Consider the following 17,808-nt stretch of genomic DNA (forward strand, 5'->3'; position numbering starts at 1 on the left):
TCCTGTCATCGGCGGGCAAACGGCTGCCCCAAGCGGCGGCGTCGATCTGCACCACGCGGATGTCGTGTTTGGCCATCAAGGGGTGCTCGGGCAGCGGTGTGGCGCTGATCAGGCACAGATCAAAGTCGCGCTGCGGGTATTTGCTGGCGATTTGATCGGCGACAAACAGCGCATAGGGAAAGAATTTGGCATCGACGCAGAAGTAAACTGCGCGATCCTTGCGCGCCTCACGGCTTTGCGCTGCAATCGAAATTCCGTCCATATGTTCGCGTCCTTTTTTCGTTTTGGTGCAGGCCTTTGCGGCGCTGTAGTGTCTTTGCAGCCGTCAGACCAAGGCGCGAAACCGCTCTGGCAGCACAACCACCGGAGCGTCGCGCCAGCGTGCAGGCTTATTCCAAGCAAGGATGCGGCGCGACCAAGTCAGCCGCTGGCGTGCCGTGTCAAACACCGTGTCGCCCGCCACGGCTTGCGCCTGCTCGACCTTGCGAAACAGCGCCTCGCGGCGTTTGGCATGCGGGCCCCAGCCTGCGGCAACCAACTTTGGATCATTGGCGCGCCCCATTGCAGTTTCGTAATCTACCAAACCAAAGTGCAGCAGATAAAGATCGGGGTCGATATGATAATTGCGCCCCTTGACCCTGTGTTGCCCCGCGCCCCATGTCACCGGCTTGAAGGCCAAGACGGGCTTTGTATAGGCGTCCGAGATCACCGCTTTTTGGCGCTGCTGCAAAAAGCCCCGCGCGGGGTCGATGGCGGCCTCATGCGGCAGGTCTTGCACCACATCCAGCCCCAAGCCCGAAAGCGTCACATGGCGCGGGCGTGGCCCTGTCAAAAAGCTGGCAAGGCTGGCATGGCGCGCAGGGTCCGCGATCAGAAATTCATCCACATCGGTCGCCATAACCGCCTGATAATCATAGCGCCACAGCATCCGCGCCAGATCCGACATCGCGCGTGCGCGCGCATGATCCATCGCCGCACGGCGCAGTGCGACATTGCGGATCTGGCTTTGCCAATCGCGGTGGCGCAGGTGCAGGAAATTCACCCCCTCGCAGCCCTCGGGCGGGGTCTCGTCCAAACCGTCAAGGATCACAAACAGCGCTTGGCGGCCAAAGTTGCTGGCGTAATAGTCGATCCACTTGCGCAAAAACAAACGGTCGTTGCGGACAGCGGTGATGCAGGCAACCTTCAAGCGGCTTCTCCGGTTTGGTGTTGGTTTTGTTTAGCCCAAGCCGCTGATCTGTGCAAACCCCTGTCGCAAAGCCGCCACTTCGGCACGCAGGCGCGCATTGACGCGGCCTTCGCGGGCGGGATCAAACAGCGTGGTCAGCAGCCCCGCCTCGGGCAGGGGCCGCCCACCACCGCCCCAAGACAGGCCCGTAAGCACCGCGCGCGCGGGTTCGGGCAAAACCTCGGGCAGTTCTTGCCCTGAAAGTTCGGCCCAAAGCCGCGTCCAGCAGCGCCCGACCGACCAAGGGTTATAGCCGCCGCCGCCCAGTAACAGCAGCCGCGGCGCCAAGGGCGTGATCGCGCGCAGGGCCTCGACATAGGCGTTGTTCGACAGCGCCAGCCGCGACAAAGGATCCTCGAGCAAGCTGTCCGCCCCGGCCTGAAGCACGATGGCATCGGGTTTAAAGGCTTGCAGCAGCGGCAAAATCAGCTCGTGCAGCACCATGCGCGCTTCGCTGTCGTGATAGCCCGCAGGCACCGCCAGATTGACGCAATTGCCCTGTTGCCCCGTGGCCCCAGTGAAAGGCCAGCGCGCGGCCTCGTGCACCGAGATCAGCAGCACGCCCTCGGCCCCGGCAAGCCCCGCCTCGACCCCGTCGCAGTGATGCGCGTCCAGATCGACATAGGCGACGCGATGCCCCGCCCGCCGCAGCGCCAAAATCGCCAGCACCGGATCGTTCAAATAGCAAAAGCCATTGGCGCGGTCGGCCATGCCGTGATGGGTGCCACCCCCCGGCACATAGATCGCCCCGCCCTTGGCCAACAGCTCGGCCGCAAGCAAAACACCCCCCGCCCCGGTGGCCGGACGGCTGTATATCTGCGGAAAGATCGGATTGCTTAGGCTGCCCAGATGAAACCGCGCCCGCGCCGCAGGCGGCAGATCGCCCGTCGCTTCGGCCTCTTGCAGGGCGGCAATATAGGCGGGGTGGTGAAAGGCCGTCAGGGCTGCGGGTTTGGCACGCGGGCTTGCGCGATAGCGCCCCGCCAGCAGCCCAAGCGCACGGCCCAGATCTATCACCGTCGACACCCGCGGCACCCGTAAGGGGTGCTTTGCGCCATAGCTCGAGCCGCGGTAAATCTCGGATCCGATGAAAAGAGCGCCGCTTTGCTGCATTTTTCCCCTGTGACACAATGTTTGTAACAGATTTATGACGGAATCTTCACCCTTTCGCCATGACGGCTCTGGCTATCGCGAAAGCAGTCTGGCATAGCCTAACCAAGCTTGCCCGCGAATGGCAGCGCTAAAAACATGTGATCCCGAGGCTGCAGCAATGCCGAAATCGAAACCCAAGGCGCAGCCGCAAAAAGCTGCCGACAGCACCGCGCAAATTGGCGCGATCTGCTGGCGCATGCACCGCGCCAAGGTTGAGGTTTTGCTGATCACCAGCCGCGACACCGGCCGTTGGGTGATCCCCAAAGGCTGGCCAATGCAAGGCCTGTCTGATGCCGAGGCCGCGTCGATCGAGGCTTGGGAAGAAGCAGGCGTGCGCGGCGATATAAACCCCGAAAGCATCGGCCAATTTGGCTATGACAAGGTGCTAAGTGCGACCGAGACAAAGCCCTGCACGGTCACGGTTTTTGGCTTGCGGGTTGCTGCGCTGCACACCGATTTCCCCGAACGCAAGCAGCGCCGGCGCAAATGGTTTGCGGCAGAAAAAGCCGCGCGCAAAGTTGCAGAACCTGAATTGCGCCAATTGCTTAAGGCGATCGTAAAACAGCTGGTGACGCCGGCCCTTGCCTCTGACTGAAAACCGGCGCAGGCTAAGGCGTCCTTCAGATTTGGCCCGAACAGATGATCCGCTATTCGCTTCGATGCAGCAGCAGCCATGACTTTGAAAGCTGGTTCCAATCGGCCAGCGGCTTTGACACGCTGCGCGCCGCAAACCAGATCGCTTGCCCTTTGTGCGGCGACACCAGCATTGAAAAAACCCTGATGGCCCCCACGGTGCGCCCTGCCCGCAACGCAGGCGAGGCCAGCAAACCCAGCCTCACCCAGCCGCAAACCGAAATCGAGGCTGCTTTGGCCGAAATGCGGCGCAAGATCGAGGCGAATTCCGATTATGTCGGGCTGAACTTTGCCGCCGAGGCCCGCCGGATGCACGAGGGCAGCATTGACGCGCGCGCAATCTACGGCGAGGCCAAGCCCGAGGAGGCGCGCGCGCTGATCGAAGACGGCATCCCCGTCGCCCCCCTGCCCTTTATGCCGCCCAGAAAGGCCAATTGAATGACGGTTTTGATCACAGGCGCCAATCGCGGCATCGGCGCAGGTCTGCTCGCGCATTACCGCAGCACGGGCGAGGTCAGCTTTGGCACCGCGCGCAAGGCCAGCGATGGCCTGCTGGCGCTTGATGTCACCGATCCCGCAGCCTGTGCGGCGCTCAGCCAGAACATTGACGCGCCGCTTGATCTGCTGATCTGCAACGCCGGCGTCTATCTGGATCGCGACCAAGACCTGACCGGCTATGCGCCGCAGCTTTGGGCCGACAGCTTTGCGACCAATGTGACGGGGGTATTTTTGACCCTTCAGGCGCTGTTGCCGCAGCTGCGCGCCGCTAAGGGCAAGATCGCGATTATCTCGTCGCAAATGGCGTCGGACACGCGCGCGCCGGGGGGCAGCTATATCTACCGCGCGTCGAAAGCGGCGGTGCTTAATTTGGGGCGCAACCTGTCAGCCGATCTTGCGCCGCAGGGCATTGCTGTGGGCATCTATCACCCAGGCTGGGTGCAAACCGATATGGGTGGCGCGCGTGCTGCCATCACCGTGGCGCAATCCGTGTCAGGACTAACCCGTTGTTTTGCAGATCTTTCTCTGGAAACAACCGGCTGCTTCCTAAGCTATGACGGCACCGCGCACCCCTATTGACACCTGAGAGCTGCGCGCATCGCGGCGCGGCTATAGCGCCCCAAATCGCGCGGCTTCTGGCCGATCTGCACCGCGAAAATCCGGCGCCAATCGCCCGAGGCAAGGATCATCTGGTCTTTGCCGTCGCAATGAAGGCTGCCGCCGCTGATTGCGGTGTCGCCAATGCGGTGGTTGGTCAGGCCCGAGAGCCGCGCGACTTCGCGCAGATCGCCCGCCTCAAGACGCAGAAACACCAGCTCTTTGGCCAAATGCGGGCGGTCAACATAGGCAATCTCGATGCGGCCATCGCCGTCAAAATCCCCCACCCCAGCCTGCGCCATCCAGCGGTGGCGCTGACCGATATAGGCGGTCGCCCCCAGCAATTTGCCGTCACCTGCAACCACAATCAGCCGCGCACCGCGCATCAGATCAGTCTGCACCGCAATCACTTCGGGCCGCCCGTCGCCGGTAACATCAGCCACACGCGGCGCTACATCTTCAAAAAACCCGGCCTTAGGCCGCAAGACCCAATCAGGGCCGCGCAGCTCGCGCCATTCGGGCGTATTGCCCAAAATATTGTGGTCATAGCCAATAGGCCCGCCCGCATCGCTGTAGCAAACCCTTAGGCCGAAGGCCTGATCACAGGACTCTTTCGCCTCGGCGGCAGACGTTGCAAAGAAAAGGGCGGCCAGCGCCGCCCCGATCCGCCTCAAATCTGTTTTTCCGGCATCTGCACGCGCAGCCCGTCCAGCGCGTCAGTCACCTTGATCTGGCAGGTCAGCCGCGAGCGCAGCGCATCAGGCGACCATGCGAAATCCAGCATGTCTTCTTCCATCGCGTCTTTTTTCGGCAGTTTTTCAACCCAAGCCGGATCGACATAGACATGACAGGTCGAGCAAGCGCAGGCGCCGCCGCAATCTGCCTCAATGCCCGGAATGCCGTTGTCGCGCGCGCCTTCCATTACGGTCAAACCGTTGGCAACCTCGACAACATGTTCTTTGCCATTATGCTCGACATAGGTAATTTTCGCCATTTCTCATCCCGCCTTGCTGAAAACTTGCGAAAACACTTAAGCCAAGTTGTCAGGCTTTGCCAGTGCCGCGCGCGACCAAAGACCTCAATTCCCCGTCAGATCATTGGGCTTAACAGGCTGGGGGTTTCAGGCTGGGGGGTTTGCAGGCTGAGGCTTTGCCGCTATGGTCTGGCGCAATTGGTTCGGACAAACCGGACGCGTCTTTTGGCAGATCGGGCCCGCATGTTGTTTCGCTATTTGGTAAGTTGCAGCTTGGTGCTTGGTGCTTGCAGCCAGCCGCAGGTCAAAGCGCCAGTGCTTTCGGGTCAGACCATTGCGCAGATCGAGGTCAAAGCCGGCCAGACCGCGCCCCGTCAAGATCAAGCGGGGGCCTGCTGGGGCAAGGATATCACCCCCGCGATCATTGAAACCGTGACCGAACAGGTGCTGATCTCGGAAGAACAGCGTGACGCGGCGGGCAAGATCACTCAACCAGCCAGCTATCGCAGCAATATCCATCAACGCATGGTGCAAGACACCCGCGAGGTGTGGTTCCGCGCGCCCTGCCCCGACAGTCTGACGGTCAGTTTCCTCGCCACGCTGCAACGCGCTTTAAAAGCGCGCGGGCTTTATACCGCCGCCATTACCGGCGAAATGAGTACCGAGACTGCCGAAGCAATCCGCCGCTTTCAGGCCGAGCGTGGCCTTGACAGCCCCGTGCTGTCGCTGGCCGCCGCCCAAGAGCTTGGTCTTTTGGCAACCGATCTGGAGGATCAATGAGCAAAGCTGCCCTCACCGCTGCAAAAAGCCGCTATGAAGCCGAAGTCACGCGGCAATGGCAGGCGCATCCAGCTGATGGCGCGCATGATCTGGGCCATCTACGCCGCGTCTGGAAACAGGCGCAGCTGATCGCGATGGACGAGCCCTGCGATTTAGAGGTGCTGCTGGCGGCGACGATGTTTCACGATCTGGTCAACCTGCCGAAATCGCATCCCGACCGCGCCTCGGCTTCGCGGTTGTCGGCAGAGGCGGCTTGCCTGTTTCTGCGTCAAGACGGATTTGCGCTCGAAAAGCTGCCCGCAGTCGCCCATGCCATCACCGCGCATAGCTTTTCAGCCGCCGTGCCCCCCGAAAGCCCCGAGGCGCGCATCTTGCAAGACGCCGATCGGCTGGAAGCGCTTGGCGCGATTGGCATTGCACGGATGTTCCATGTCTCGGGCCAAATGGGTGGCGGCTTGTTTGATGCCGCAGACCCTTTGGCGCGCGCCCGCCCGCTGGATGACCGCGCTTTTGCGCTGGATCATATCGAGGTCAAACTGCTTAAAATCGCCGATAGCATGCAGACCGTCACCGGCCGCGCTGTGGCAATCGAGCGGGCGGATTGGATGCTGTCGTTCCGCAGCAGATTGCTGCGCGAAATCGGCTGATGCAAAAAGGGCGGCAGGTTGCCCCGCCGCTCCATTGCTTTGATCTTAAACGCTTATTGCACCGACAGCGCCACAAAGCGCGGATCACCAGAGCGGCGGATCAACAGCAAGATCGACTTGCGGCCGGCATCCTTGGCTTCAGTGACGCGGTCTTGCAGATCGCTGAGTTGCAGCACCTTTTGCTGGCCGGCCTCTACAATCACATCGCCGGGGGCCACGCCCTTGTCAGCGGCCTCGGACGATTGATCAACACGGGTGACGGCCAAACCAGTGGCCGTTGCATCCAAGCCCAGATCCTTGATCGCCTTGGCATCCAGCGGCACCAGCGTCAGCCCCAAGACCTCGGCAGTTTCGGGGGCAGCGGGGGTTTTCTTTTGCGCAGCGGGCAGCGGACCGCTGGCCTCATCGGTCTCGCGGCGGCCCAGTTTGATCTGAAGCGTCTGCTCGGCGCCTGCGCGGTTGATCAGTACCGGCACCTCTTGACCAATTGGCGCATCGGCCACGGTGCGGGTCAAAGACCGCACATCCTTGATCGTCGCGCCGTTAAAGCTGAGGATCACATCGCCCGCCTGTAAGCCGCCGTCTTTGGCCGGGCCATCTGGCACATCGGTGATCAAAGCCCCCGAGGCTGCGGCCAAATTCATCGCCTCGGCTACATCGGTTGTCACATCTTGGATGCGCACACCAAGCCAGCCACGCCGTGTCTCACCAAATTCCTTCAGCTGATCGACCACATGCGCCACCACATTCGACGACATCGAAAAACCGATGCCAATCGAGCCACCCGAAGGCGACAAGATCGCAGTGTTCACGCCGATCACTTGGCCATCCATGTTGAACAGCGGCCCGCCCGAGTTGCCCTTGTTGATCGCGGCATCGGTTTGCAGAAAATCATCGTAAGCGCCGTTCAGCTCGCGCCCGCGCGCCGAGATGATGCCCGAAGACACCGAAAAGCCCTGCCCCAGCGGGTTACCCATCGCCAGAACCCAATCGCCAACCCGCATCTTATTGCTGTCGCCAAAGGCCACGAAAGGCAACGCCTCGGGGCTTTCAACCTTTAAAACAGCAATATCGGTTTTCAGATCGGTGCCGACCAGTTTCGCCTTCAGCTTTTTGCCGCCAAAGAATTCAACCTCGATATCATCGGCACCTTCGATCACATGGTTGTTGGTGACAATAAAGCCGTCATTGCTGATCACAAAGCCCGAGCCCAGCGCCTCGGATCGTTGCGGGGCATTGCCGCCCTGACCGTTGGGGCCGCCATTAGGGCCCATGAAATCCTTGAAGAAATCTTCAAACGGTGATCCGGGCGGCACCATCGGCACCCCGCCGGTGCTGGCAGCCACCACCGAAGTGGTGGTGATATTAACAACCGAAGGGCTGATCTGTTCGGCCAGATCGGCAAAGCTTTCAGGCGCACCGCGCGCCTCGACCCGTAGTGCAGGTGCAAGCGCAAGCCCAAGCCCCAATCCAAGCGCCAACAGCAGGCGCGGCGCGCGCGCCGGTGCAAAGCGGGGGTGCCCCAAGGTTTGAGCAGAGGAAAGATGTGGCACGTTAGATCTCCTTATTCGAAAACCTTTGCGGCCTGTCACCGCAGCAGTCATTACCCCCAACAAATGGCAAGATTGCAGCACAATGCAAGACCGCAGCACAATTCTCAACCTCTTGTGATGCAAGCTGCCTGTGCTTTGCGAGGCAAAAGCCATGCAAAAAGGGCCAACGCATCGCGCTGGCCCCCGAATTTTGCTGTGTTGCCGCGTTATTGTGCCGCGGGCGCTTTTTCGCTGCGCAGATAGTCAAAGAACTCGCTGTCCGGCTTCATCACGATCGACGAATTCCCCGACTGCAAGGCCCGTTCGTAAGAGGTGAGCGAGCGGGTAAAGGCAAAGAATTCCGGGTCTTTGCCAAAGGCTTCGGCATAGATGCCGTTACGGGTGGCGTCTGCTTCACCGCGAATAACATCAGCCTCTTTGCGCGATTGCGACACGATTTCGACCACCGAACGATCGGCTGCCGCACGAACCCGCTGTGCGGCCTCGTTGCCGCGACCGATTTCATCAGCGGCCTCACGCTCGCGCTCGGCCCGCATCCGACCAAAGGTCGACTCGAGGTTTTGTTCGGGCAAATCGGTGCGGGTCAAACGCACATCGATCACATCAACCCCAAGGCCAAGTGCTTTGGCACGGGCTTGGTCGCGGATCTGGTTCATCAGGCCGGTGCGGTCTTCCGAGAGCACGCTTTGGCTGGGAACCCCGCCCAAAACTTCGCGGATTTCGGCGTTGATGATCTTATCAAGGTTGTCACGGGCCGCGTTTTCGCCACCCGAACCCACGGCGCGACGAAACGCCTCTAGATCAACGATGCGCCAGCGCGCAAAGGCATCGACTACCAAGCGGCGGTCATCCAAGGGCGTGACTTCCAAGGGCTGCGTCGGCAGGCCCAAGATCCGGTCTTCATAAAGGAACACATCCTGAATGAAGGGGATTTTAAAGCCCAAGCCCGGCTCGTTGATCACCTGCTTGACCTCGCCAAACTGCAAGACCAAGGCCTTTTTCCGCTCGTCGACGATAAAGACCGAAGACAGCGCCACGGCACCAACCAGAACGGCTGCCGGAATAAGATAAGCGGCGCGCATCAGTTTGTCCCTCCGGTGGCTGTGGATTTGTTCAGCTCATTCAGCGGCAGATAGGGCACAACACCCTGCCCGTTCGCGCCGCCATCGACACCATCAAGGATAACCTTATTCATGCCGCCCAGAACTTTTTCCATGGTTTCCAAATACATCCGCTTGCGCGTCACATCTGGGGCCTTGATATATTCGTTATAAACCGAGGTGAAACGGCTGGTTTCACCCAAAGCAAGGTTGACGACCTGCGCGCGGTAAGCTTCGGCCTCTTCTTGCAGCTGGGCTGCCTGACCGCGTGCGCCTGCGGTGACGGTATTGGCGTAGGCGTCGGCCTCTTTTTCCAAGCGGTCACGCTCTTGCTGGGCTGCTTGCACCTTGCGGAAGGCGTCGATCACCTCTTTTGGCGGATCGGATTTGTCAAAGTTGACGCGGATCACATTGATGCCGGCGGCATAGGTGTTCAGCGTGTCCTGAATGGCTTTCAGCACTTCGGCCGCAATCACGCCCCGGTCGCGGTTCAGCACAGGGGCCAGTTCCGAGCGCGCAATGATGTCGCGCATCGCAGATTCCGACACAGCACGGATGGTGTCTTCTGGATCGGCCAGGTTAAACAAGAACTTGGCAGGATCCGAGATGTTCCAAACAACCTGGAATTCAATATCGACGATGTTCTGATCGCGCGTCAGCATCAGGCCGTTGTCCAAAGGACCATTGGCGCCATTGCCGATATCGGTGGTGCGCTGTTTGCGCGATTCAACCAGTTCGGCCCGCATCACCGGCCAAGGCGCAAAGTGCAGACCCTCTTCGGTGACGCCGCTGAATTTGCCCAGCATCAGCGTTACCGCCTGTTGTTCAGGCTTGACGGTATAGGCTGAAGAGAAGCCCCACAGCCCAAGTGCCGCGACCAGACCCAGCAAAATACCATTGCGGGTGAACATCGGCGGAATTTGACCGCCAGCGCCGCCGCCATTGGGGCCGCGCGGGCCACGATTGCCGCCGCCGCCCATCAACACGCGCAGTTGTTCCTGCCCGCGCTTTACCAGCTCGTCAATTTCGGGGATCTGCGGACCCTCATTCGGACGCCGCCCACCTGGGCGCTGGCCGTTGCCTTGCTGCCCATTGCGTTCGTCATCATCACCGCCAGAGCCGCCATTGCCGCCCCAGGGACCTCCGCTACCCGCCATTGATACACCTTTCATCTTTTTCAGTTGTTTATGAACTGGGGTCTAAACCCACAGATTTCAACCCATAAGCCCCCGTTTTTGCGGCCTGCGTCAGAATATCCGCACCGGCTTACGCATAGTGACCAATTCTTCCGACATAGTGGGATGTACGGCAACGGTGCGGTCGAAATCTTCCTTGGTCGCCCCCATCTTGACCGCAATCGCGGCAAGCTGGATCATCTCGCCTGCATTGGGCCCGACGATATGGCAGCCCAGCACCCGCCGCGTGGTGGCGCAAACCACCAGCTTCATCAGCACCTTATCCTGACGCCCCGCAAAAAGCGACCGCATTGGGCGGAAGCTTGCGGCATAAATCTCGCAAGGCCCGGCCTCGCGCGCGGCCTCTTCCGACAGGCCAATCGAGCCAAGCTCGGGCTGGGTAAACACCGCCGAGGCCACAAGATCGTGGTCGGCCTTGGTCGCAATGCCGCGAAACACCGTATCGGCAAAGGCATGGCCTTCGCGGATCGCCACGGGGGTCAGGTTGATGCGGTCGGTGACATCGCCCACAGCATAGATCGAAGGCACGGCGGTCTGGCTCCAGTCATCGACCAAAACCTCGCCCCTGCGCCCCAAGCCCACGCCCAGCGCTTCCAGCCCCAGACCGGCGACATTGGGCACGCGGCCAGTGGCGTAAAGCACCAGATCAAACTCGGCGGTCGAGCCATCGGTTGCCACCGCGCAAATGCCGCCTTCGCGCTGTTCCAGCCGCTCGACATCGGTGCCGCAATGGATCGCGATGCCATTGGCGGCCATCTGGTTTGCGACATGGCCGCGCGCCTCGTCGTCAAAGCCGCGCAGGATCTGTGCGCCGCGATAGTATTGCGAAACCTTCACGCCCAAGCCGTTCAGAATGCAGGCGAATTCGCTGGCGATATAGCCGCCACCCACCACCAGCGCCCGCTTTGGCAGCGCGTCCAGATGGAAAATATCGTTCGAGGTGATGGCAAGCTCGCGCCCCTCAAACTGTGGCACAAAGGGCTGACCGCCGGTGGCGATCAGAATGTGCTTGGTGCTGAATTCGCGGCCATCGGCAAGGCGCACGCAATGGGGGTCCACCACCACGGCGCGGGCATCATAAACCGTCACCCCTGCCGATTTCAGCGTGTTGCGATAGGCGGTTTCAAGCCGGTCCAGCTCGGCCTCAAGCTTGCTGCGAAAGCCGCGCCAATCCAGCGGGCCGGACTGCACATCCCAGCCGTAGGCTTTGGCATCCGCGATCATGTCGGGATATTCCGAGGCGAAAACCATCAGCTTTTTCGGCACACAGCCGCGAATGACACAGGTGCCGCCCATCCGGCTTTCTTCGGCCAGACCGACCTTTGCGCCGCCTTCCGAGGCCGCAATCCGCGCCGCCCGCACGCCGCCAGAACCGCCACCGATGACGAAAAGATCGAAGTCAAAATCCAAAGTCATTCTCCCAGATCGGCAAAGATATTATCGGTCGGCTTGAAATGCACTTGGCTGTCGGTTTCCGAGCCCGCGTTGATATCGCGCACCGTCACCCGCCCATCGCCATGCCCCACCACAACAATGTCGCAAATGTCGATGAACAGACCATTTTCCACCACACCCGGAATCTGGTTCAGCACCAGCGCCAATTGCCGCGGGTTGCCGATGCGCTTTAAGTGCAGATCGAGGATATAATTCGACTCGTCGGTGACCAAGGCGCGCTCGCCATTCATCCGCAAGCTGACATCGCGCGCCAGCACATCCATAGAGACCAGCATTTCTTCGACCAGCGCTTTGGTGGTTTGCCAGCCAAAGGGGATCACTTCGATCGGCAGCGGAAAGGCCCCCAACTGCTGCACTTCTTTCGCCGCATCCGCGATCACGATCATCAGATCGGACGCCGTGGCCACGATCTTTTCTTGCAACAGCGCCGCACCACCGCCTTTGATCAGCGCAAGCTGCTTGTCGAATTCATCGGCGCCATCAATGGTAACATCCAGCCATTTCGCTTCGTCCAGCGAGGTGACATGAATGCCCATCTGACGCGCCAAAGCGGCCGTGCGGGTCGAGGTGGGCACGCCGGTGATCTTCAGCCCCTCTTGGCGCACCCGCTCGCCCAGACAGCGCACCATCCATGCCGCGGTGGACCCTGTCCCCAGCCCGACTTTCATCCCATCTTCGATAAAATCGACCGCACGTTTGGCGGCGACGAATTTGGCTTTGTCGATGGGGGAAAGCTCGGCTGTCATGGTGTCTTCCTGAATTTTCGGCGCCGTCGCGGGCGGCCCCATGTGGATTTGCCCCCTCTTATAGGGAAATCAAGGCGCAGGGGCGAGGGGGAATTGCCACAGGGCGCGGATCGGGCCTTGACTTAAGGGGGTGACAATCTAAATTGCGAATAATTCTCAAAAAGAAAGTCATCATGCCCTCGCTTTTCGATATGTCCAGTAGCAAGTGGCGCGCAGCCCGTGGCGAAGCCGCGCTGTCAGATGTTCATGCCTCGGTGGTTTTGCCCAAGGGCGCGTGGCGGCGGTTCGCGGCCTTTCTGGGGCCGGGCTATATGGTGGCTGTCGGCTACATGGACCCGGGCAATTGGGCGACCTCAATCGCGGGCGGGTCAAAGTTTGGCTATACGCTGCTGGTGGTGGCGCTGATTTCAAACGTGATGGCGATTGTGTTGCAAGCGCTTTGCGCGCGGCTGGCCATCGCCTCGGGGCGCGATCTGGCGCAGGCTTGCCGCGATGCCTTTCCGCGCTGGATTTCGCTGCCGCTTTGGTTGTCGGCAGAACTGGCGATCATCGCCACCGATATCGCCGAGGTGATCGGCACTGCCATCGGATTAAACCTGTTGTTCGGCATTCCGCTGGAGCTGGGCGTGCTGATCACGGCACTGGATGTGTTTTTAATTTTATGGCTGCAAAACAAAGGCTTTCGCTGGCTCGAGGCCTTTGTGATCACCCTGCTTGGCATCATCACCCTGTCGTTTGGCATTCAGATCTTTTTGGCCGATCCGGTCTGGGGCGATGTGATCCGTGGCTTTGCCCCCACGGTCGAGATCCTGCGCAATCCCGAGATGCTTTATCTGGCGCTGGGGATTTTGGGCGCAACCGTGATGCCGCATAACCTTTATCTGCATTCGGCGATTGTGCAGACCCGTGCTTATGGCGACAGCTTGGCCGAAAAGCGCGAGGCACTGCGCTTTGCCACCTGGGACAGCACGATTGCGCTGATGTTTGCGCTGCTGATCAATGCCTCGATCCTGATCCTTGCGGCGGCCTCGTTTCACAGCAACGGGCTGACCGAAGTGGCCGCCCTTGAAGACGCGCACCAACTGCTGGGGCCTTTGCTGGGCCAAGGCATTGCGCCGATGCTGTTTGCGGTGGCCCTGCTGGCCTGCGGCTTGAATTCAACAGTGACCGCGACTTTGGCGGGCCAAGCAGTGATGGAGGGTTTTTTGCAAATCCGCCTGCCGCCGTGGCTGCGCCGTGCCATCACGCGGATGATCGCGATTGTGCCGGCAGCGCTTGTGACGCTTTATTACGGCTCGGCTGGCACGGGCAAGCTGCTGATCTTGACGCAAGTGATCCTAAGCCTGCAACTGCCCTTTGCGGTGGTGCCATTGGTGCTGTTTACTGCGGATCGCAAAAAGATGGGGGCGATGGCGGCGCCGCGCTGGCTGGTGGCCTTTGCCATTGTGATTGCGGCCATCATCATCGCGCTGAACGTCAAACTGCTGTGGGATTTTGCCACCGCCACGGCTGGCTAAGGCACCAGCCGCGGCCGCACGCCGTTGTAAGGCGAAAGATGTCGTTTTAGCGCAGCCTTGGCGGCAAACTTCGCGCATACTGCGCAAAACGGCAGGAGCCCGCGATGTATAGGCTGCACTATTCCCCCGATACCGCGTCGCTGGTGCTGCGCATGGTGCTGGCCGATCTGCAATTGCCGCATGAGGCCGTGCTGATTGACCGCGACGCGGGCGTGCTGGACAGCGCCGCCTACCGCGCCTTGCAGCCTTTGGGCAAAATTCCGGCAATGGAGACGCCAAACGGCCCGATGTTCGAAACCGCTGCGATGCTTCTGTATCTGGCCGACCGCCATCACCGGCTTGCCCCTGCCCCAGATCACCCTGACCGCGCGGGCTTTCTCAGCTGGTTTTTCTTCACCTCGTCAAACATCCACCCGGTGCTGTTGCAACTGTTCTACCCCGAACGCACCGCAGGGCCTGCGTGTGCGCAAGCCGTGTCGCAGGCGGCGCGCGCGCAGATGCAGGTCTTGCTGACGACCCTCGATTCGATGCTGACCCGCGACGCGCCTGCGTGGTTTTCCAGCGACAGCTCGCTGATGGGGTATTATCTGGGCATGTTGATGCATTGGCTGGGCGGCGTTGCGCCCGATCATGCAGCCTATTTCCCCAGCGCGGATTTCCCCGCCCTGCATCAGCGGCTGGCCGTGCTGGAAACCAGCGCCGCCGCCCAAGCCATTGCTGCCGAAGAAGCCTTGGGCAGCCGCCCTTTCACCCAGCCTTATCAATAGGACGCCTATGTTCCTCTCTGTTTTCGATATGTTCAAAGTGGGTGTCGGCCCCTCGTCTTCGCACACCATGGGGCCGATGGTAGCGGCGGCGCAATTTCTGGACCTGATGCGTGCCTCGCCGTTTAAGTTTGCCGGGCTGCGGGCGTCTTTGCACGGCAGCCTTGCCTTTACCGGCGTCGGCCATGCCACCGACCGCGCCACGATCCTTGGCCTTGCGGGCTTTCACCCTGCAACCTATGACGCCGAAAAAGCCGAAGCCGTGCTGGCCCAGATCCGCGAGACCCGCAGCATTCAGGCCGAGGGGCTGCCGCCCTTGCACTTTGACCCCAATGCAGATCTGCTGTTTGACTATGGCCCCGCTTTGGAAGGCCATGCCAATGGCATGATCTTGAAAGCCACCGACGCGCAGGGCGATGTGATCTTGCAAGAGACCTATTATTCCATCGGCGGCGGCTTTGTGCTGACGGCCTCTGAAATGGCGCAGGCGGGCGAGGCCAAATCCAAGCCCCGCGCCGATGTGCCCTATGCCTTTGAAACCGCGGATGAGATGCTGGCGATGGCACTGAAATCGGGCAAGACCATCGCGCAGATGAAGCTGGCCAACGAGCTGAAATTCCGCAGTCAGACCCAGATCGACGAAGGCATCGCGCGGCTGTGGCAGGTGATGAACGACTGCATCTCGCGCGGGATGGAGGGCACGGGGATCCTGCCCGGCGGGCTGAAGGTGCGCCGGCGTGCCAAGGGCATTCATGACGCGCTTTTGGCTGAACGCGGGCTGAATATGACCGCGCCGCATACGATCAACGACTGGATGTCGCTTTATGCCATGGCGGTGAACGAGGAAAACGCCGCAGGTGGCCAAGTTGTGACCGCGCCAACCAATGGTGCTGCGGGCGTGTTGCCTGCGGTTTTGCGCTATTATCTTGACCATGTGCCGGGGGCATCTGTCAGCCGCATCGCCGATTTTCTGCTGACCGCTTCGGCGATTGGCGGGCTGTGCAAACACAACGCCTCGATTTCGGGGGCGGAATGCGGCTGTCAGGCCGAGGTCGGCTCGGCTGCTGCCATGGCGGCGGCGGGGCTTTGTGCGGTGCTGGGTGGCACGGTGAAACAGGTGGAAAACGCCGCCGAAATCGCGCTGGAGCATCACCTTGGCATGACCTGCGATCCGGTCAAAGGTCTGGTGCAGGTGCCTTGCATCGAGCGCAACGGTCTGGGCGCGATCAAGGCGGTTTCGGCCGCCAGTTTGGCGCTGCGCGGCGATGGTGACCATCTGGTCAGCCTGGATGTCTGTATCGAGACCATGCGCCAAACCGGACGCGACATGCATGAGAAATACAAGGAAACCTCGCTGGGCGGCCTTGCGGTCAATGTGCCCAATTGCTGAACCACGCGCCGCGCACCGCGCAAAGGGGGCGGCATGACGCGCGATAAAACCCTGACCGGCATCGCGCTGATGTTGGTGTTTTGCCTGCTGGCACCGCTTTTGGATGCCTCGGCCAAGCTTGCAACTGACGCTATTCCGGTGGGCCAAATCACCACGGCGCGGTTTTTGGTGCAGGGCGCGCTGATGCTGCCGGTGGCGCTGGTGCTGCGGCTGGGGTTTGGGCTGAACCGGCGGGCTGCGGGCCTGCTGGCGCTGCGCGCGCTGTGTCTTATTGCCTCGACCTATGCTTTTGTTGCGGGCACCAAGGTGATGCCGATTGCCGATGCGCTGGCGATTGTCTTTGTAGAGCCGTTTATCCTGCTGATCTTGGGGCATTTTCTGTTCAAAAACGCCATCGGTCCGCGCCGGATTGCCGCCGCTGTGGTGGGCTTTGCCGGGGTTTTGCTGGTGATCCAACCTTCGTTAACGCTTTACGGCACGGTGGCGCTTTACCCGCTTGCCACGGCCTTTTTGTTTGCCTTTTACATGCTGATCACCCAATCGCTGGGGCCGGGCACGCATCCGGTGATGCAACAGCTTTACACCTCGATCTTTGGCGGGCTGATCTGTCTGCCGGTGATGCTGCTTGCCGATGGATCGGGGCTGGCCGAGCTGGATCCGGTCTGGCCGCAGGGGCTGTTTTGGCTGTGGCTGTTTGGCGTCGGGTTCTGGGCGGCGGTCAGCCATATGTCGATGACCTTTGCGCTGAAATACGCCCCCGCCTCGACCTTGGCACCGCTGCATTACCTTGAACTGATTGCGGCGGTGGCGGTGGGCTATCTGATCTTTGGCACCTTCCCCAATCTGCTGACTTGGGCGGGGATTGTGGTAATCGTGGGCTCGGGGCTTTATGTGATCTACCGCGAGCGGGTCACAGGACAGCAAGCCCGCGCAGCGCTGCCGGCAGAGATTTAAGCGGCAAGATCACCAACATGCGCGGCGCAGAGACCCGCAGATGCACCGGCCCCACCACTTGGTTCGAGGTGCCAATCATGCCATCGGGCGCAAATGCGATATCTTGGATCGGCCAGCGCAGCCCCGCGCTTTCCCCCGTCACCGCGCCCATGGGAAACAGCGAAAACCGGCTGCCCAGCGGCAGATCAAGCCGCATCTCGGGCGGGGCCACAAAGGTCACATCCTGCGGCGACAGCAACAGGCAGCGCTGATCAGCCTGGCGCACCAGCGCGTTCAAAACCGCCAGGCCGTGATCCAGCCGCGCGCCCGCGAATCCCAAACCCAAGACAAAGGGCGCCGCGATCGAGCGCAGCGCTTTGTCAAAATCGGTGGTCTCTTGTTCGGCAATCGGAAACAACCGCCCCGCCAGCCGCGCGCGGGCTGTGGCCGAGATCGAATCGAAATCGCCGATCACCGCAGTTGGTTCGGCCCCCAACCGCAACAAACGGTCGGCCCCACCATCTGCCCCAACAATAACAGGGGCCAAGGCTAAGGCCCGCGCCAAAAGTGCGGCGCCAAACGGCCCCCCACCCGCAAGCGTCACCCCGTGCAAAGATTCGACAATCTTGTGTTTCATCGCGATACT

At 61.0% G+C, this 17,808-nt stretch carries 19 protein-coding genes and 1 pseudogene; 9 read left to right on the forward strand and 11 right to left on the reverse strand.

The annotated features are described in order from the left end of the window. The 3 genes and pseudogenes from V7Q10_RS11760 to V7Q10_RS11770 form a co-directional block, all read right to left on the reverse strand. Positions 1-262, reverse strand: a pseudogene (locus V7Q10_RS11760) (hypothetical protein); the annotation flags it as partial. A gap of 63 nt (positions 263-325) precedes the next feature. Next, positions 326-1,189: a glycosyltransferase family 2 protein gene (locus V7Q10_RS11765; RefSeq protein ID WP_333869297.1), complete on the reverse strand. Its 864-nt coding sequence runs from the start codon at positions 1,187-1,189 to the stop codon at positions 326-328. A gap of 30 nt (positions 1,190-1,219) precedes the next feature. Next, complete coding sequence (locus V7Q10_RS11770) at positions 1,220-2,341, reverse strand: acetoin utilization protein AcuC (RefSeq protein WP_333869298.1); 1,122 nt, start codon at positions 2,339-2,341, stop codon at positions 1,220-1,222. A gap of 157 nt (positions 2,342-2,498) precedes the next feature. On the opposite strand from V7Q10_RS11770, the gene V7Q10_RS11775 reads away from it, so the two are divergent. From V7Q10_RS11775 to V7Q10_RS11785, 3 genes are read left to right on the forward strand one after another with little or no spacing between them, the layout of a single operon-like run. After that, on the forward strand, positions 2,499-2,975 hold the full coding sequence (locus V7Q10_RS11775) for an NUDIX hydrolase (RefSeq protein ID WP_333869299.1): 477 nt from the start codon (positions 2,499-2,501) through the stop codon (positions 2,973-2,975). A gap of 44 nt (positions 2,976-3,019) precedes the next feature. Next, positions 3,020-3,451 (forward strand): DUF1178 family protein, encoded by a 432-nt coding sequence (locus tag V7Q10_RS11780; RefSeq protein ID WP_333869300.1) that lies wholly within the window; start codon positions 3,020-3,022, stop codon positions 3,449-3,451. Next, positions 3,452-4,090, forward strand: a complete 639-nt coding sequence (locus V7Q10_RS11785; protein WP_333869301.1) for an SDR family NAD(P)-dependent oxidoreductase — start codon at positions 3,452-3,454, stop codon at positions 4,088-4,090. It abuts the gene before it with no gap. Here V7Q10_RS11785 and V7Q10_RS11790 read toward each other — a convergent pair. Together V7Q10_RS11790 and V7Q10_RS11795 are read right to left on the reverse strand one after the other, a co-directional pair. Beyond that, a complete protein-coding gene (locus tag V7Q10_RS11790) occupies positions 4,084-4,782 on the reverse strand; it encodes an FG-GAP repeat domain-containing protein (protein WP_333869302.1) in 699 nt (232 codons plus the stop codon). The genes V7Q10_RS11785 and V7Q10_RS11790 overlap by 7 nt on opposite strands. Beyond that, positions 4,779-5,102, reverse strand: coding sequence for a 2Fe-2S iron-sulfur cluster-binding protein (locus V7Q10_RS11795; RefSeq protein WP_333869303.1), 324 nt, complete (start codon positions 5,100-5,102; stop codon positions 4,779-4,781). The genes V7Q10_RS11790 and V7Q10_RS11795 overlap by 4 nt, the downstream gene beginning before the upstream one ends. 222 nt (positions 5,103-5,324) lie before the next feature. On the opposite strand from V7Q10_RS11795, the gene V7Q10_RS11800 reads away from it, so the two are divergent. Together V7Q10_RS11800 and V7Q10_RS11805 are read left to right on the forward strand one after the other, a co-directional pair. After that, positions 5,325-5,861 carry a peptidoglycan-binding domain-containing protein gene (locus V7Q10_RS11800; protein WP_333869304.1) on the forward strand — a complete coding sequence of 179 codons (537 nt, stop codon included), beginning with the start codon at positions 5,325-5,327 and terminating at the stop codon, positions 5,859-5,861. Further along, positions 5,858-6,508 (forward strand): HD domain-containing protein, encoded by a 651-nt coding sequence (locus tag V7Q10_RS11805; protein WP_333869305.1) that lies wholly within the window; start codon positions 5,858-5,860, stop codon positions 6,506-6,508. Before V7Q10_RS11800 ends, V7Q10_RS11805 begins: the two co-directional genes overlap by 4 nt. 53 nt (positions 6,509-6,561) lie before the next feature. Here V7Q10_RS11805 and V7Q10_RS11810 read toward each other — a convergent pair whose 3' ends face one another. The 5 genes from V7Q10_RS11810 to rpiA all read right to left on the reverse strand — a co-directional run bounded on the left by V7Q10_RS11810 (position 6,562) and on the right by rpiA (position 12,558). Further along, a complete protein-coding gene (locus tag V7Q10_RS11810; protein ID WP_394970620.1) occupies positions 6,562-8,061 on the reverse strand; it encodes a Do family serine endopeptidase in 1,500 nt (499 codons plus the stop codon). Between the two features lie 206 nt (positions 8,062-8,267). Next, positions 8,268-9,143: a protease modulator HflC gene (hflC, locus tag V7Q10_RS11815; protein ID WP_442885865.1), complete on the reverse strand. Its 876-nt coding sequence runs from the start codon at positions 9,141-9,143 to the stop codon at positions 8,268-8,270. Beyond that, positions 9,143-10,318 carry an FtsH protease activity modulator HflK gene (hflK, locus tag V7Q10_RS11820; protein WP_333869306.1) on the reverse strand — a complete coding sequence of 392 codons (1,176 nt, stop codon included), beginning with the start codon at positions 10,316-10,318 and terminating at the stop codon, positions 9,143-9,145. Before hflK ends, hflC begins: the two co-directional genes overlap by 1 nt. 90 nt (positions 10,319-10,408) lie before the next feature. After that, complete coding sequence (gene gor / locus V7Q10_RS11825; protein ID WP_442885866.1) at positions 10,409-11,773, reverse strand: glutathione-disulfide reductase; 1,365 nt, start codon at positions 11,771-11,773, stop codon at positions 10,409-10,411. After that, positions 11,770-12,558, reverse strand: a complete 789-nt coding sequence (gene rpiA / locus V7Q10_RS11830; protein ID WP_333869308.1) for a ribose-5-phosphate isomerase RpiA — start codon at positions 12,556-12,558, stop codon at positions 11,770-11,772. The genes gor and rpiA overlap by 4 nt, the downstream gene beginning before the upstream one ends. A gap of 173 nt (positions 12,559-12,731) precedes the next feature. Here rpiA and V7Q10_RS11835 point away from each other — a divergent pair, with 173 nt between their 5' ends. The 4 genes from V7Q10_RS11835 to V7Q10_RS11850 all read left to right on the forward strand — a co-directional run bounded on the left by V7Q10_RS11835 (position 12,732) and on the right by V7Q10_RS11850 (position 17,183). Next, positions 12,732-14,075, forward strand: coding sequence for an Nramp family divalent metal transporter (locus V7Q10_RS11835; protein ID WP_333869309.1), 1,344 nt, complete (start codon positions 12,732-12,734; stop codon positions 14,073-14,075). Between the two features lie 104 nt (positions 14,076-14,179). Then, positions 14,180-14,842: a glutathione S-transferase family protein gene (locus V7Q10_RS11840; RefSeq protein ID WP_333869311.1), complete on the forward strand. Its 663-nt coding sequence runs from the start codon at positions 14,180-14,182 to the stop codon at positions 14,840-14,842. A gap of 7 nt (positions 14,843-14,849) precedes the next feature. Next, a complete protein-coding gene (locus V7Q10_RS11845) occupies positions 14,850-16,229 on the forward strand; it encodes an L-serine ammonia-lyase (protein ID WP_333869313.1) in 1,380 nt (459 codons plus the stop codon). Positions 16,230-16,262: 33 nt separating this feature from the next. Beyond that, entirely contained in the window at positions 16,263-17,183 is a 921-nt protein-coding gene (locus V7Q10_RS11850) for a DMT family transporter (protein ID WP_333869314.1), read from the forward strand. Here V7Q10_RS11850 and V7Q10_RS11855 read toward each other — a convergent pair. Further along, the gene (locus V7Q10_RS11855; protein WP_333869315.1) at positions 17,140-17,799 is read right to left on the reverse strand and encodes a thiamine diphosphokinase; all 660 of its coding nucleotides are present in this window, start codon (positions 17,797-17,799) and stop codon (positions 17,140-17,142) included. The genes V7Q10_RS11850 and V7Q10_RS11855 overlap by 44 nt on opposite strands. Positions 17,800-17,808 lie beyond the last annotated feature (9 nt).

Source organism: Cypionkella sp., assembly GCF_036782355.1.
In the GTDB taxonomy this organism is placed as follows: domain Bacteria; phylum Pseudomonadota; class Alphaproteobacteria; order Rhodobacterales; family Rhodobacteraceae; genus Cypionkella.